Here is a 13,548-nt window from a genome sequence, read left to right on the forward strand (position 1 = left end):
GCTAGACCCGGGTCCGTTCGGCGCCGGCCGAACCGTCGCTGCCGGAGCGGGTCAGGCGAGGTGCGCACCGGACCCGTCCAGCCGGAACCGCGCCTCGGTCCCGTCGCTCCAGCGCACCGTCACCGTGCCGTCCCCGGCGACGCCGACGGCCGCCGCCCGTTCCAGCGGTACCGGATCCGGCTCGCCGGTGAGCCGGGCCAGGGCGACGAACAGGGTGGCGTCCCCGGCGGTGACGCCGGTGAGGTCGTCGTCGAGGTGGAGGACGGGCAGGAGCTCGGCCCGGATGCCGTCCGGGGCGCTCCAGCCGGTCACCCGGACCTGTGTGCCGGGCGCGGCGCCCTCGACCAGGTGGGCGCGGACCTCCACCGCGCCGCGGGCCAGCACCGCGCTCGTCACCCGCGCTCCCCCGCCCGCCGTGTGCCGGGACGCCGCCCAGCCCTCGCCCGTGCCCAGCGGTTCGATGCCCGTACGGCTCGGGTCGCCGTCCACGACCACGCTGTTGTCGTGGGACGGGGCGGGGGCCGTCACCGTGGAGTAGGCGAGCCGCGTGTAGTACGGGTCGTAGCGGACGTCCTCGCTGCCGTGGTTGTGGAGGCGGACGATGCCGTCCGAACGGGTCGACTGGAGCAGCCAGTTGGGCGGGCCGACCGGTGTGACGGCGTCGGCGCGTTCGGTGGGGCCCGGTTCCTCCGGCGCCGTCCACACCTCGTGCCCGGGAGGCAGGAGCAGACCGAGGAAGCCCTTGCTCGCCCAGTACGGGGAGGCCGGGCCGGAGTAGCCCTGGAGCACGGACGCGTCGGGGCCGTGCCAGCCGAGGGTCAGCAGGCCCCGGTCGTCCACCGCTCCCCGGTCGAGGAAGTACTTCAGGGCGCCGGAGGCCAGGCGCCGGGTCTCCCCGGGCCGCAGGGGGGTGCGGCCCGTCAGGGCGCCGAGCCACAGGGGGGCGGTCGTGGCGAAGCGGTAGGTCAGGGAGCGGCCCTGGCGCAGGGGGGCGCCGTCGCCTCCGAACAGGCGGGCGTAGTCGGCGAGGTGGCGCGCGAGGCGGTCGCCGTACCGCGCCAGCAGCGTCTCGTCGCGCTCCAGCCAGGCGTGCAGCACCGGGTAGAGGTGCATCGCCCAGCCGTTGTAGTAGTCGTACTTGCGGCCGTCGCCGTCGGTGTACCAGCCGTCGCCGGCGTACCACTGCTCGACGCGTTCCAGGCCGCGGTCGATCGCCGCGCGGGACGCCTCCGGCTCGTGGCCGATGTCGGCGAGGAATCCGCCCACGGTGACCGGGAACAGCTCCCAGTTGCAGGGCCACGGCTCGGCGGTGAGCGCGCCGGCCAGCCATCGCGCCGTCCGCTGCCGTACGCCGTCGTCCAGCCGGTCCCAGAGCAGGTCCCGGGTCAGGCGCAGGGCCAGGGCGATGGACGCCGCCTCCACGAGGGGCTGGCCACGGTCCTCGATGCGCGGCCAGACGCCCGAGACTCCGGCGGCGAGGCCGGTGGCGTAGCGCTCCAGGGCCTTCTCGTCGCGGCGGAAGGCGGCCAGCAGCAGGGTGCGGGCGTAGCCCTCCAGGCCGTCGGAGAGACGGCCCGACCAGCTGGTGCGGTCGCCGGGCAGGTGGTACAGCGCGCGGTCGTCGGTCGCGTACGGCTCGACGGCGGTGAGCAGGGCGTCGGCCGCGGCCTCCCAGTGCGCGCGGCCGTAGCCGGTGAACGGGGACGTCGTGCGGTCGGCGGGCGGCAGCTGCATTCGTTCTCTCTCGTGCTCGGAACGCCCGGGGCGCTCAGGACGGCCGGGTCCCTAGGGGCCCTCGGTGCGCTCGGGACGCTCGGTGCGCTCAGGACGCTCGGTGCGCTCGGGACTTTGGTGCGCTCGGGACGCTCGGTGCGGCCGGAACGGGTGGAGCCTGGAGCGCCCCGGTTCCGGTCGGGGCGCCCCAGGGGTTCATCCCACCCGCACCCTGCCTTTCGGCACCAGATGCCGGGTGACGAGTTCGTCGCGGACCAGGCCCGCGTAGACGGCCGCACCGCGCACGGAGGTGTGCGTGTTGTCCCGCGCCTCGTCGGTGAGGTACAGCGCCTTGGACGCTTCGGCGCCCAGGGACTCCACGAGCGCCTTGGTCCTCGCCGTGAGGTCGATCAGCGGGACGTCCAGGGCGGCGGCGACGGAGCGGATGACGGCCGGGTGGTCGACACCGAGTCCGTTGACCAGGAGCGCGGTTCCGTTGTTGAGCGTGCCGTCGGGGCTGAACCAGCGGCGCACGATCGGAGTGACAAGGACCGGCTGTCCGCCCCGTTCCCGGACGCCCGCCACCAGGGTCTCCAGGTTGGCCCGGTAGGTGGCCTCGTCCGTGGTCTTGTCGTTGTGCGCGAGCTGGACGAGGACCAGGTCGCCGGGGCGGATCAGGGGCCGTACGGTGGCCCACAGTCGCGGGTTCCCCAGATACGAGACCGTACTCTCCCCGGAATCGGCGTAGTTGGCGACGGACAGGCCCGCGCGGAGGTACCGGGGCAGTTGCTGGCCCCAGCCGGAGTAGGGGTCGCCGGGCTGGTCGCAGACGGTGGAGTCGCCGATCAGGAGGATCTGGCGGACGTGCCGGGCCGGGGTGACGCGGATGCCGGCCAGGGCGGGCGCGCTGCCGCCGATGCGCAGGTCGAGGCCGGGGCTGCCCTCGGGTCCGGTGGGCTCGCCCTCCGGGGTACGGACGTTCACGGTGAAGCCGCGGGTGACGCGCTCCCCGGCGGCGACGGCCGTCTCCGGCAGCAGGGAGCGGCGGCTCTCGCCGCTCACGCTGGTGCGGGACGCGTCCCGGGCGCCGAGTGTGACCCGCACGTCGTAGGTGCCGGGCGGGACGTCGAAGTGGCAGAGGCCGTCGGCGCAGTGGGCGAGGCCCGCGGACGGCCGGTCCGGCTGAGCCCCCTCCTGGGACCGAGCCCGCTCCTGGGCCCGGTCCCGCTCCTGGGCCTGGGCCTGGGCCTGGGCCTGGGCCAGTGGGGACGACAACGCGGCTGCCAGGGTCACCGCCGCGACGGCGGCGATGCTGAAACGTCTCACTCCGGGTTCCTCCCCGCGGACGACACGACCTGGGGCTGGACCGTACCGCTCCCGGCAAGCGCTTTCTAGATACCGGGAGCGGCATTCCCGGGATCGCTCAGGTCCCGCGCGTCCACTGCTGGTTGGTCCCGCCGTTGCAGGTGTACGTGATGAGGGCGGCGGAGTTGGCGGTGGACCCGCCGCTGACGTCGAGGCACTCGCCGGTGGCGCGGGAGCGGACGATCACGTACGAGCCGGTGGTGGTGACCGACCACTGCTGGCCGGCCGCCGAGGCGTCGCAGTTCTCCTGGGTGACCGTGGCGGCGTTCTCCTGCACGCACAGGCTGCTGCTGCGGACCGACAGCTGGTGGTAACCGCTTCCGACGGGCTTGAACCAGAACTTCTGGTGGGCACCGCCGTTGCAGTCGTACTGCTTGAGCTGGGCGCCCGTCCGAAGCGACTGGCTGGTGACGTCCGCGCACCTGGCGGAGTGGCGGGCGACGAGCGTCTGGTACGTGGCGTTCGTCCCGCTGACGGTCCCGGCGGCCGTGTCGAGGGTGACCTCGGGCGACCAGGACATGGACATCGTGGTCGAGCCGGAGAAGGCCAGCGGCAGCCACACGTACCGCGAGTCGTTGACCGTGCCGCCGAACGAGTTGCCCCAGCGGTCACCCATGTACAGGTACGAGGTGCCCGAGGTGCCCTGCACCGGCAGGACGAACGCGGTCTGCGAGCCGTACGCCGTCGAGTCGCCGATGTTCCTCATGGCCGACCAGGGTCCGGCGAGGTTCGTGGCGGTTGCGTACTGCTGCTGGTTGGGGTTCCAGCCCGTGGCCCCCGAGGTCAGCATGAAGTACACGCCGTTGCGCTGGAACAGGGCGGGGGCCTCGCGGTGGCCGCCGGGCCAGGGGTTGGCGACCAGGCTCGCGACGCCGGTGTAGTCGGCGGTGAGGCGGTAGATGTGGAGGTCGTAGTTCTCGCGGGCGGCGGAGATCATGTAGCCGGCGCCGTCGGTGTCGACGAAGACCGTGATGTCACGGGACATGTGCCGGTCGAGCGGCCGGAAGCTGCCTTTCCAGGTGTAGTTCCCGTCGACGGTGTCGGAGACGGCGACGGCGGCGCGGGCCTCGCTGTAGTCGGTGCCGTTCTCCTTGTGCATCCACATCACGAACTGGCCGGTGGACGCGTTGTACATGACCTTGGGACGCTCGATGTTGGCCGTCGCGAGTTCGGGGTCGCTCGCCTCGGTGAGGACGTGGTTGCGGAACTCCCAGTTCTTCAGGTCGGTCGAGCGGTAGGCGTCGACGTACCGGAAGGTGTTGTCGGCGTTGCGGTGCTCGCCGAACCAGTAGTAGTACGAGCCGACCTTGATCACCCCGCCACCGTGCGCGTGGACGGGGTTGCCGGACGTGTCCGTGAACTGGGTGCCGTTGGTGATCGTCTGCGGCGCGGCCTGGGCGGGTCCGGCGGTGGCGAGGGCGCCGAACAGGCCGAGGCACAGGGCGAGGAGGGCGGCGTGGAGTCGTCTCACGTCAGTCACCCGCCGGGGCCGTGTCGGCGACGGGGACGCCGAAGTCGGGGGTGCCGTCCGCCTTCCAGCCGAGCTTCTGGACGCGGGTGTGGCGGTTGGGGTCGTGCAGCGGGTCGCCGTCGATCTCCTTGTACTGGCGGGCGTGGTAGACGAGGACGTCGGTGCGGCCGTCCTCGGCGACGGTGAAGCAGTTGTGGCCGGGGCCGTACTGCCGGGTGGTGTCGTTGCTGGTGAAGACCGGGGTCGGCGACTTGGTCCAGCTCAGGGGGTCCAGGAGGTGGCTGTCGGCGTCGGCGGTCAGCAGGCCCACGCAGTAGTTGGCGTCGGTGGCGCTGGCCGAGTAGGTCATGAACAGGCGGCCGTTGCGCTTCAGCACGTAGGGACCCTCGTTGACCTTGAAGCCGATGCACTCCCAGTCGTACTCCGGGGTGGAGAGCCGTACTTGAGGGCCCTTGAGGGTCCAGGGGTTCGCCATCTCGGAGAGGAAGAGGCCGGTGTTGTTGTCCATGCCGGGCTCGTGCTGCGCCCAGGCGAGGTAGCGCTTGCCGCGGTGGGTGAAGGTGGTGGCGTCCAGGGAGAAGGTCTCCCAGGCCGTCTTCACCTGGCCTTTCTCCACCCAGGTGCCCTGGAAGGGGTCGGAGTGGGCGTTCTCCAGCACCCAGATGCGGATCGCCCAGACGTCCTCTGCGGGCGCCGAGGCGAAGTAGATGTACCACTTGCCGCCGATGCGGTGCAGTTCGGGCGCCCAGATGTGCGCGCCCATCGGGCCGGTGGGGTGGGCGCGCCAGATGACGGACTCGGCGGCCGCGCCCAGTCCGTTGAGGGTGCGGGAGCGGCGCAGGATGATGCGGTCGTACTCGGGCACGGTGGCGGTGAAGTAGTAGAAGCCGTCCCCGTGGCGGTGGACGTGCGGGTCGGCGCGGTTGCGGACCAGCGGGTTGACGAAGGGGTCCTGCGCGCGGCGCCCGGCCGGGGCGGCGGCCGTCTGGGGGGTGGCGGCAGCGGCGGTGCCGGGAAGGGCGGGGACTGCGGCCAGGGCACCGGCGGCTGCGGCACCCATCAACAGTCGCCTGCGGCTGGGGGATTGGGGCAGAGCGTGGTCGCTGTCGCGGCTCATGCGGGGGGCCTGCCTCTCCGTGGGGGACACGCGGCGTCGCGATCCGGCCACGCCGTCTGAAATCTCGAACGCCATCTGTGATTACGAACGCTGGAAAGGTAAGGGGGTGGCACGGGGAGGTCAACGGGTCTGACGGGACGAACCCGGCCGGGCGTCAGACCAGTTACCGAATTCAGCTGCCTGATGTGACGTCAGAAGGGACGCCGGTAGGGGTCCCGGCTCACCCGGTCGTAGACACCGCGCAGCCACGGCTCACGGACGGCGGGCAGCCGGGCCAGCGTGTGCAGGAACAGCCGGTGATCGGGCTGGAACAGGCTCCGCGGGCGCAGCGGCAGGGGATCGTCGCGCTCCACACCGTCGGGCAGGCCGCCGCTCACGGGGACGGGCAGATGCGCCCGGGGAAAGGCCAGCCCGATCCACACCCCGGCATGGACCGGCACGGCGTGCGCGACGCCGGGCGGCGGCTGCCAGACCTCCCCGGTCCGCGGGTGCCGCGGGACGAGGGCGATGTCGGGGGCGGGGCCGTGAAGGCCGGGGCCGGACGGGGCCAGCAGCTTCCCCGGTCCACGCCCAGGCGGGAGCAGGAGGTCCAGCGCGCGGCCGAACGTCTCGGCGAGGAGGCCGCCGGGGACCTCCACCGCGGATCCGCCCGAGGCGGCCAGCACGCAGGCGAGCGCCGCCCCGACAGCCGCCTCCCACCGGGGGTTCCACCACCCGGGCTGCTCCAGGGGCGGGACGCCCTCGTACTCGTGCCGCAGCGCGTCCCAGTCGGCCGCAGGGGCGGGGTCGTCGGCGGCGAGGGCACGCACGGCGTCCGGGTCGAACCACACGGCCTGCCACAACGTGCAGTCGTCGAGGCGCGTCGCCACCGGCTGCCCGCAGCGGACGCAGGCCAGATTGGGGCCGTCCCGCCCGTCGAGCCCCATGCAGTACCCGTCGCACCGCCCGGGGACGAGCCTCGTGCCGCGCACGTCCCCCGGCGCCACGACCACCGCGCCCGCCGGCCCGCAGGACAGGACCGGAACGGGAGCGTGGACGCCCCGGGCCGCTGCCTCGTCCGCCCCGGTCTCGCTCCACGTCCGCCAGGGCGGACCGGAGGGCTCGGGGTCCACGGCGTACGTGCCCGGCTCCATGAGCACGGGGAGCAGCTCGTGTCCGACGTACTGGTGAGCGTGGACGGGCAGGGCCACGCGCGAGACGGGCACGGTCAGTTCGGCGTCGCACCGCGCGCACGCGAAGACCGCCACGCACGTCTCCCTCCCCCAGGCAGCCGGACCCCGGCATTCTCGCGACCCGGCGCGGGGGCGGCCACGGAATTCCCACCGGCGGGGACCGGACCGCACACGGCACACGGCTCCGGCTCGCCCCGAGCGGCTCGCAGCTCGACTTGCACCGGGGATGCGAGCAAGTCGATTCTGCTCGCCGGTCAGGCAGGAACACCAGCCCGGTCCAGGACGGCGGCCATCTCATCCTCGGGCAGCGCCGGGTTGGCACCCGCGCTGGAGGCCAGTTCAGGGACATGAAGCGCCTCGCGAAGCCGGTGCAGCGGCAGGCGCGGGTCACGGACCGCCGCCTGACGCGTCCAGACCTCGGGGTCATGGCTGAGCTGTTCGATCAGCGCGGGCGTGGCGGCCGGGTCCCGGACAGCCAGCCGACGGTACTTCCCGTCCGGGTGGTCCGCGTAGCGCGCGGCAAGGCCCTCGCGGGGGAAGCGAGGGTGCGTCTCCGCCATCCAGGCGGAGAACGTCCCGCCAAGCCTCGCGTACACACGCATGAGAACCTCCTCCGGGGTGTCGGGGTGGTGAATGCCCAGGCGGTTCTCCACCACCGGGTCCTCGACGCGCGCGAGCAGGCGCAGCAGGTCGGGCGGTAGATGAGGGCTCCGGGCGGCGGCTCGACGGAGCAGCGGGTGGGCGGAGGCCGCGGCCCGGCGCAGCACCTCGGGGTCGGCGAGCCCGTCCCGTACCCACTGCACGTCGTCGCCCCTGTCGAGGCCCCCGACCGTGAAGTCGATCGCCATGCGCCGTGCCTCATCCAGCTCGGGCCTGAGGGAGACCGCGAGCCGTACGGCCTCGTCGGGGTCGACGGCGAGCCGCTCCACGAGGTCGGCGGGCAGCGACGGGTTCCCGGCCAGAGCCGCCAGGTGCGTCCGCTCGGCGACGCACCGCTCGGCGTCGGCACGAAGAAGGAGCCCACGGCGCAGCGCCTCGGCGGCGGACTTCGGGTCGCGGAGGAGTTCGGCGGTGAGGCGTGCGTCCCGCCGGCACTCCCGCAGCGCGGCGGCCCGTCGCACCTCGGGGTCGGGATCGGCCAGCAGTGCCGACCGCTCGCCCGGCGGCAGGATCTCCCATGCACGCACCGCTTCCCGGCGCGCTGCCGCACGGTGATGAGTGGCCATCGAGGCCACGAACGACGGCGCCAGATGGGGCGAGCCCAGAAGTGCCGAGCGGACGGAAGGCGCGGGGTCGTCGAGCAGGCGGACACACACGGCGTCCGGGAGCGGTGCGACCTTTGTGCGCGGATCGTACACATGGGGTCCATATGCAAGAGCTGCCCGCACCTTCGGAGAAGGATCGTCCGCGAGCCGGGCCCGCTGTGCGGACTCCGCCCTGGCGCTCATGGCGAAGTCGATCCGGGCGCCCGGGTTCGGGTGGGCCAGGATCGCCACGACGGCCGGCTCAGGGAGTCCGGCCCGCTGAAGGGCGTCACGGGGCGGACCGTCACCGTCCCCCTCGAAGGCGAGCAGGCGCAGTAGCAGCCGTGTCGGCAGTGCCGGATTTCGGGCGACTCCGTCCAGCGCGGACGCGTGGAACGTCACCATGGTTCCCCTACCCCTGTGTCTTCTCCGATTGGTCCGCGACCATGATCTCCCGTGCGCCCGTCAGGAGCCGCCGCACGGCGCCAGTTGTCCGGCTGGGGCGGTGCTGTCCGGGTACCGGGAAATCCGGCCGTGCCGAGTGACATCGGGTCCTTTTCATGCACGACATCTGTCGGCCACCGTTCCACCAGCCCTCAGGGCTTTGACCGGCACAGATGCCGAACGAGGGGAGGGTGCCCAGGTCACCAGTCCAACGAAACGACGCAGGCCCAGCACGTCCGAGAGTCACTCGGCGACCGCGTCGCCCTGGTCGATGCCCTGATAGGCGGTGCCGAACAGATCGATGGTCCGACGGGCATCGGCGTGTCCACCCGGAGGCGGAGTGGCCCGGTCCCGGGCGCGGTGAGCGTGAGGTGGCCGCCGTCGTCCGTGACGGCCGGGCGGACGAGGGCCAGGCGGGTTTCCGCGGCTCAGCGGCCGCTCGGGGCCTCGGGGAAGCCGAGCCGGGGTGCGAGCAGCCGTGCCTCGGCCGCCCACTCGGCGAGGAACGCCAGGACGAGACCGCGTTCGCGGTAGCGGAGGGCGGCGGGGACGGTGCCCGCGCCGCCGTATCCCACGGGCTCGTCGTCCGCCCTGGCCAGCATCAGTGCCGTGAGCCAGTCGTACTTCACCGCCGAGGCGCACACGGCGAGCCGTACGAGGTGCTCGTCGCCGTGCCAGCCGCTCCCGCGCAGGCCGTGGACGTACGCGTCGTAGGCCTGCTTGGCGAGGCCGTGCAGGTCGGCGGCGGGGACGAAGTGGTCGAGGACGGTGTCGGGGAGGTAGTTGCCGAGGTCCTCGCCGAGGGCGCCGTCACCGGCGAAGGCCCAGTCGAGCAGGACGCCGGAGCCGGAGCCGTCGGAGCGGAGGTTCGCCGGCCACTGGTCGAGGTGGCAGAAGGCGCGCGGGAGCGACTCCATGAGCGTGAGGAACCACTCGCGGTCGTGGCGGAGGCGGACCATGTCCTCGCGCAGGCCGGGCGGGAAGTGCGAGCGGATCAGGGGGTGTTGCCAGGCGCCGTCGTCGGCCAGCAGGTCCTGGCCCGGCGCCCGGTCGGCCGTGTAGTCGCGCAGGAAGCGGTGCGACAGCCACGGGTGGTCCTCCCCCGCGCCGACCGCGCCCTGGGCCGCGCCGAGGCGCCGGGCGTACTCGACGTGGCGCTCCAGCGGCCAGGCCGTGGCCGGTTCGCCCGGCACGTCCTCCAGCCACAACGCCACGTCGCCGTCGGGGCGTTCGACGCACTCCAGCAGCCGGGGCGCCCGGATGCCGTGCCGCTGCCAGACCCCGGCGAGCCCGGAGCGGTAGACGTACGCCTCGCGGCGCCAGAAGTTCCAGTGCCGGGGGTCGTTGGAGGCCGCCCAGGAGACGGCGCTCTCCTTGGTCCGCGTCAGCACCTTCAGCACGGCGGAACGCCCTGCGCCGGTCACCCGCCACACCCCGGCCGTGACGCCGTTGCGCGGATTGTGCGTGAGCGGCTCGAACCTCGCCCGGCCCGCCGGGACTCCCAGGACCTCACGGACCTCGGCTCGTGCGACGGCGACGGCTGCTGCTGCGGCGACAGCGGTGGGGGCGGGGGCAGGGACCTCGGGCATCCCCCGATGCTATGCCGACGCGGACGCCTCCGCGGTGTCCTCGCGCCCCCGCAGCCACACGTTCCGGTCCGACCTCTGCTGGGGTTCTGGATCACAACCGCGCCGTCCCACATCCTGGTCACCCCGCCCACTTCCCGGACATCGACCGCCGGGGTCCGCCCGGTACGTCGACTACCGTCGTCGGCATGACCAGCACCCTCACCCTCGCCGGAGCCCTCACCGCCGGGACGGTCGTGCTCGACGGCGGCCTGTCCAACCAGCTGGAGTCGGCCGGGCACGACCTGAGCGACGAGCTGTGGTCGGCGCGGCTGCTCGCCGAGCGGCCCGAGGCGGTCACCGAGGCGCACCTGGCCTACTTCCGGGCGGGTGCGGACGTGGCGATCACCGCCAGTTACCAGGCCACGTTCGAGGGGTTCGCGCGGCGCGGCATCGACCACGACCGGGCGGCCGAACTCATGGCGCTGAGCGTGGAGCTGGCCCGTGAAGCGGCCCGCCGGGCGCGCGTCCCCCGGCCGCTGTGGGTGGCGGCCTCGGCCGGTCCGTACGGGGCGATGCTGGCGGACGGTTCGGAGTACCGGGGCCGCTACGGGCTGACCGTGGACGAACTGGAGCGTTTCCACCGGCCGCGCCTGGAGGTGCTGGCCGCGGCCTGCCCGGACGTCCTCGCGCTGGAGACGGTGCCCGACGCGGACGAGGCGGCGGCGCTGCTGCGGGCGGTGCGCGGGCTCGGGGTCCCGGCCTGGCTGACGTACTCGGTGGCCGGAGGCCGCACGAGGGCCGGACAGCCCTTGGAGGAGGCCTTCGCACCGGCCTCGGACGCGGACGAGATCATCGCCGTCGGCGTGAACTGCTGCGCCCCCGAGGACGTGGACGCCGCGGCGTCGGTCGCGTCCCGGGTGACCGGCAAGCCGGTGGTCGTCTACCCCAACAGCGGCGAGACCTGGAACGCCACGACCCGCACCTGGACCGGCAGCTCCTCCTTCACGTCCGACCAGGTCAAGGGCTGGCAGCAGGCGGGAGCACGGCTGATCGGCGGGTGCTGCCGGGTGGGGCCGGGGGCGATCTCGGGGATCGCGGGGGTGCTGGGGGTGGCGTAGGGGTGGGGCGGGTGCGGGATCCTCTTCCGGGGTGTGGTGTGCGGCGGAGGCCCGGACGAAGGCGGTCGCTAGCGTCTGCACCTCTGGGGTGGCCTTCGCCGTGGGGCGGGCCCACAGAGTCACTCGCCCGTCTCGTCTCACGCCGAGGTTGAGAGACAAGCTCAGAGCCTGTTTCCGGCCTTTCGATGCAGGTCAGAGCGATGATCGTGCGTATCGGCGGCTCCGGTGGTGGCTGGGCGGGAAATTGGTGACATGGACGGTGTCGATTTCGCCAGGGGCCGTTCGTGTAGGAGGTGAGCCGGGCCGCGGAAGAGCGGTCCGCGGAGGGCAGGAGCGGATCATGCGGTCGATCATGGCGACGATGTCGCGTCACCCTCGATGGAGTTGTCCAGGGCCTTGGCCGCCCGGACGAGGACACCCGCGGCGGATTCACCCACGGGGCTGGGGCGGGCAGTACAACGACCAGGTCATGGACCAGACGGTGGCCGACCCCGAGGCCGGCCCCGGCAACGATCTGTCGATCATCGGCAGCGCCTCGCTCATCCGCTACCTGCACGCCGCCGGCCTGGTCGGCCACGACCGGTTGCTGATCCACCCGCTGACCCTGGGCGGCGGCACGTGCTTGTTCGAGGGTCCCGCGCCGCTCACCGAGTTCGAGCTCACCGAACCCGCCGTCACCACCACCAAGGGCGTGATCGTCGCCCGTTGCTCTCGCCGATGAGGGAGGGGCTATGCCTCAGTACCTGCTCTCGATCTACCAGCCGGACGGCCCATCGCCCGACGCCGAGACCATGACCCAGATCGCCGCCGACCTTCACCAATTGAACGAGGAGCTGCGAGAGAGCGGCTCATGGGTGTTCACCGGCGGCCTGCACGCGCCTGGCACCGCGACGGTGGTGCGGGCCGACGGCATGTTCACCGACGGTCCGTACGTCGAAGGCAAGGAGCACATCGGCGGTATCTGGGTGATCACCGCGCCCGACCTGGACGCGGCGCTGTCCTGGGGCCGCAAGGCGGCGGCCGCCACCACGCTGCCGATCGAGGTCCGCCCGTTCCAGGACGTCGAACCGTTTTGAGCCCTACCTCGATGACGCCGCAGGAGATCGCGGCCGTCTTCCGCGCCGAGTACGGCAAGGCCGTTGCCGTACTCGTGCGCAGGCTCGGCGACATCGGCCTGGCCGAGGACGCGGTCGCCGACGCCTTCGAGACCGCGCTGGTCAGATGGCCGGTCGACGGCGCCCCGCCCCGCCCGGCCGGCTGGATCATCACCACCGCCCGCAACCGGGCCATCGACCACCTTCGCCGCGAGAGTGCCCGCGCGGACAAGCACGCCGAGGCCGCACTCCTCACCGCCCCGGCAGCCGAACCCGCCGAGGAGAGCGCCGTGCCGGACGACCGTCTGCGGCTCGTATTCACCTGCTGCCACCCGGCCCTGGCCCGCCCCGCCCAAGTGGCGCTCACCCTGCGCCTGCTCGGCGGGCTCACTACGCCCGAGATCGCCCGCGCCTTCCTCGTGCCCGAAGCCACGATGGCGCAGCGGCTTGTGCGGGCGAAGGCGAAGATCCGCGACGCGCGCATTCCGTACCGGGTGCCGTACGAGGCCGACCTGCCTGAACGCCTCGACGCGGTGCTCGCGGTGATCTTCCTGATCTTCAACGAGGGCTATGTCGCCACGTCCGGCACAGAGCTCGCCCGTGGCGAACTGTGCGTCGAAGCGATCCGACTGGGCCGCCTTCTGGTGGAGCTCATGCCCGACGAGCCGGAGGCGGCCGGACTGCTCGCGCTGATGCTGCTGACCGAGGCGCGCCGCCCCGCTCGCACCGACGCCGACGGCGCTCTCGTGCGACTCGCCGACCAGGACCGCTCCCAGTGGGACGCCGACTTGATCGCCCAGGGCAGGGCGACCGTGCGCGCCTGCCTGCGCCGCAACCAGCCCGGCCGCTTCCAGTTGCTCGCCGCGATAAACGCCGTGCACACCGACCCGGTCACCGACTGGACTCAGATCGTCGCGCTCTACGACCAACTCGTACAACGTGACCCGAGTCCGGTGGTCGCGCTCAACCGCGCGGTCGCCCTCGCCGAGATCGAAGGACCCGCGGCGGCGCTTCGGCTGGTGGACGACCTGGACCTCACAGCCTTCCACCTGTTCCACGCAGTCCGCGGCGACCTCCTCGCCCGCCTCGGGCGGATCGGCGAGGCCCGGCAAGCGTTCGACACCGCAGCCTCACTCACCAGCAACCAGGCAGAACACGCCTACCTGATCGCCCGGCGCAATCAGCTCGGCGAAACACCTGCGTGACCGGGCTCCGGCGGGCGAACCCCAGACGAGAACTCGC

At 72.8% G+C, this 13,548-nt stretch carries 11 protein-coding genes; 4 read left to right on the plus strand and 7 right to left on the minus strand.

What is annotated here, in order from left to right; all coding sequences use genetic code 11:
- Window positions 1–51: 51 nt before the first annotated feature.
- From ABZY20_RS09420 to ABZY20_RS09450, 7 genes are all read right to left on the minus strand, one after another.
- Complete coding sequence (locus tag ABZY20_RS09420) at window positions 52–1,734, minus strand: DUF2264 domain-containing protein (protein WP_356438933.1); 1,683 nt, start codon at window positions 1,732–1,734, stop codon at window positions 52–54.
- Window positions 1,735–1,929: 195 nt separating this feature from the next.
- On the minus strand, window positions 1,930–3,039 hold the full coding sequence (locus ABZY20_RS09425; protein ID WP_356438935.1) for a rhamnogalacturonan acetylesterase: 1,110 nt from the start codon (window positions 3,037–3,039) through the stop codon (window positions 1,930–1,932).
- Between the two features lie 97 nt (window positions 3,040–3,136).
- A complete protein-coding gene (locus ABZY20_RS09430; RefSeq protein WP_356438938.1) occupies window positions 3,137–4,549 on the minus strand; it encodes an RICIN domain-containing protein in 1,413 nt (470 codons plus the stop codon).
- A gap of 1 nt (window position 4,550) precedes the next feature.
- Entirely contained in the window at window positions 4,551–5,666 is a 1,116-nt protein-coding gene (locus ABZY20_RS09435) for a glycoside hydrolase family 43 protein (protein WP_356438940.1), read from the minus strand.
- 191 nt (window positions 5,667–5,857) lie between these two features.
- Window positions 5,858–6,913: a hypothetical protein gene (locus ABZY20_RS09440; RefSeq protein WP_356438943.1), complete on the minus strand. Its 1,056-nt coding sequence runs from the start codon at window positions 6,911–6,913 to the stop codon at window positions 5,858–5,860.
- A gap of 179 nt (window positions 6,914–7,092) precedes the next feature.
- Window positions 7,093–8,487 carry a Mucin-2 gene (locus tag ABZY20_RS09445; RefSeq protein WP_356438946.1) on the minus strand — a complete coding sequence of 465 codons (1,395 nt, stop codon included), beginning with the start codon at window positions 8,485–8,487 and terminating at the stop codon, window positions 7,093–7,095.
- A 467-nt stretch (window positions 8,488–8,954) separates the two neighbouring features.
- Entirely contained in the window at window positions 8,955–10,115 is a 1,161-nt protein-coding gene (locus ABZY20_RS09450) for an aminoglycoside phosphotransferase (protein ID WP_356438949.1), read from the minus strand.
- Between the two features lie 185 nt (window positions 10,116–10,300).
- Here ABZY20_RS09450 and mmuM point away from each other — a divergent pair, with 185 nt between their 5' ends.
- The 4 genes from mmuM to ABZY20_RS09470 all read left to right on the plus strand — a co-directional run bounded on the left by mmuM (window position 10,301) and on the right by ABZY20_RS09470 (window position 13,511).
- Window positions 10,301–11,212 carry a homocysteine S-methyltransferase gene (gene mmuM / locus ABZY20_RS09455; protein WP_356438952.1) on the plus strand — a complete coding sequence of 304 codons (912 nt, stop codon included), beginning with the start codon at window positions 10,301–10,303 and terminating at the stop codon, window positions 11,210–11,212.
- Window positions 11,213–11,681: 469 nt separating this feature from the next.
- Window positions 11,682–11,933, plus strand: coding sequence for a dihydrofolate reductase family protein (locus ABZY20_RS09460; RefSeq protein ID WP_356438955.1), 252 nt, complete (start codon window positions 11,682–11,684; stop codon window positions 11,931–11,933).
- A gap of 10 nt (window positions 11,934–11,943) precedes the next feature.
- Entirely contained in the window at window positions 11,944–12,288 is a 345-nt protein-coding gene (locus tag ABZY20_RS09465; RefSeq protein ID WP_356438958.1) for a YciI family protein, read from the plus strand.
- A gap of 11 nt (window positions 12,289–12,299) precedes the next feature.
- Window positions 12,300–13,511 carry a sigma-70 family RNA polymerase sigma factor gene (locus ABZY20_RS09470; RefSeq protein WP_356438960.1) on the plus strand — a complete coding sequence of 404 codons (1,212 nt, stop codon included), beginning with the start codon at window positions 12,300–12,302 and terminating at the stop codon, window positions 13,509–13,511.
- Window positions 13,512–13,548 lie beyond the last annotated feature (37 nt).

Origin of the sequence: Streptomyces sp. NPDC006624, from assembly GCF_040611555.1 — a bacterium.
GTDB lineage: Bacteria > Actinomycetota > Actinomycetes > Streptomycetales > Streptomycetaceae > Streptomyces.

Excerpts from the sequence above, each read along its gene's own strand:
- ABZY20_RS09420 (WP_356438933.1), bottom strand. The coding sequence starts at position 1,734 with ATGCAGCTGCCGCCCGCCGACCGCACGACGTCCCCGTTCACCGGCTAC.
- ABZY20_RS09435 (WP_356438940.1), bottom strand. The coding sequence starts at position 5,666 with ATGAGCCGCGACAGCGACCACGCTCTGCCCCAATCCCCCAGCCGCAGG.
- mmuM (WP_356438952.1), top strand. The coding sequence starts at position 10,301 with ATGACCAGCACCCTCACCCTCGCCGGAGCCCTCACCGCCGGGACGGTC.
- ABZY20_RS09470 (WP_356438960.1), top strand. The coding sequence starts at position 12,300 with ATGACGCCGCAGGAGATCGCGGCCGTCTTCCGCGCCGAGTACGGCAAG.
- ABZY20_RS09450 (WP_356438949.1), bottom strand. The coding sequence starts at position 10,115 with ATGCCCGAGGTCCCTGCCCCCGCCCCCACCGCTGTCGCCGCAGCAGCA.
- ABZY20_RS09465 (WP_356438958.1), top strand. The coding sequence starts at position 11,944 with ATGCCTCAGTACCTGCTCTCGATCTACCAGCCGGACGGCCCATCGCCC.
- ABZY20_RS09460 (WP_356438955.1), top strand. The coding sequence starts at position 11,682 with ATGGACCAGACGGTGGCCGACCCCGAGGCCGGCCCCGGCAACGATCTG.
- ABZY20_RS09445 (WP_356438946.1), bottom strand. The coding sequence starts at position 8,487 with ATGGTGACGTTCCACGCGTCCGCGCTGGACGGAGTCGCCCGAAATCCG.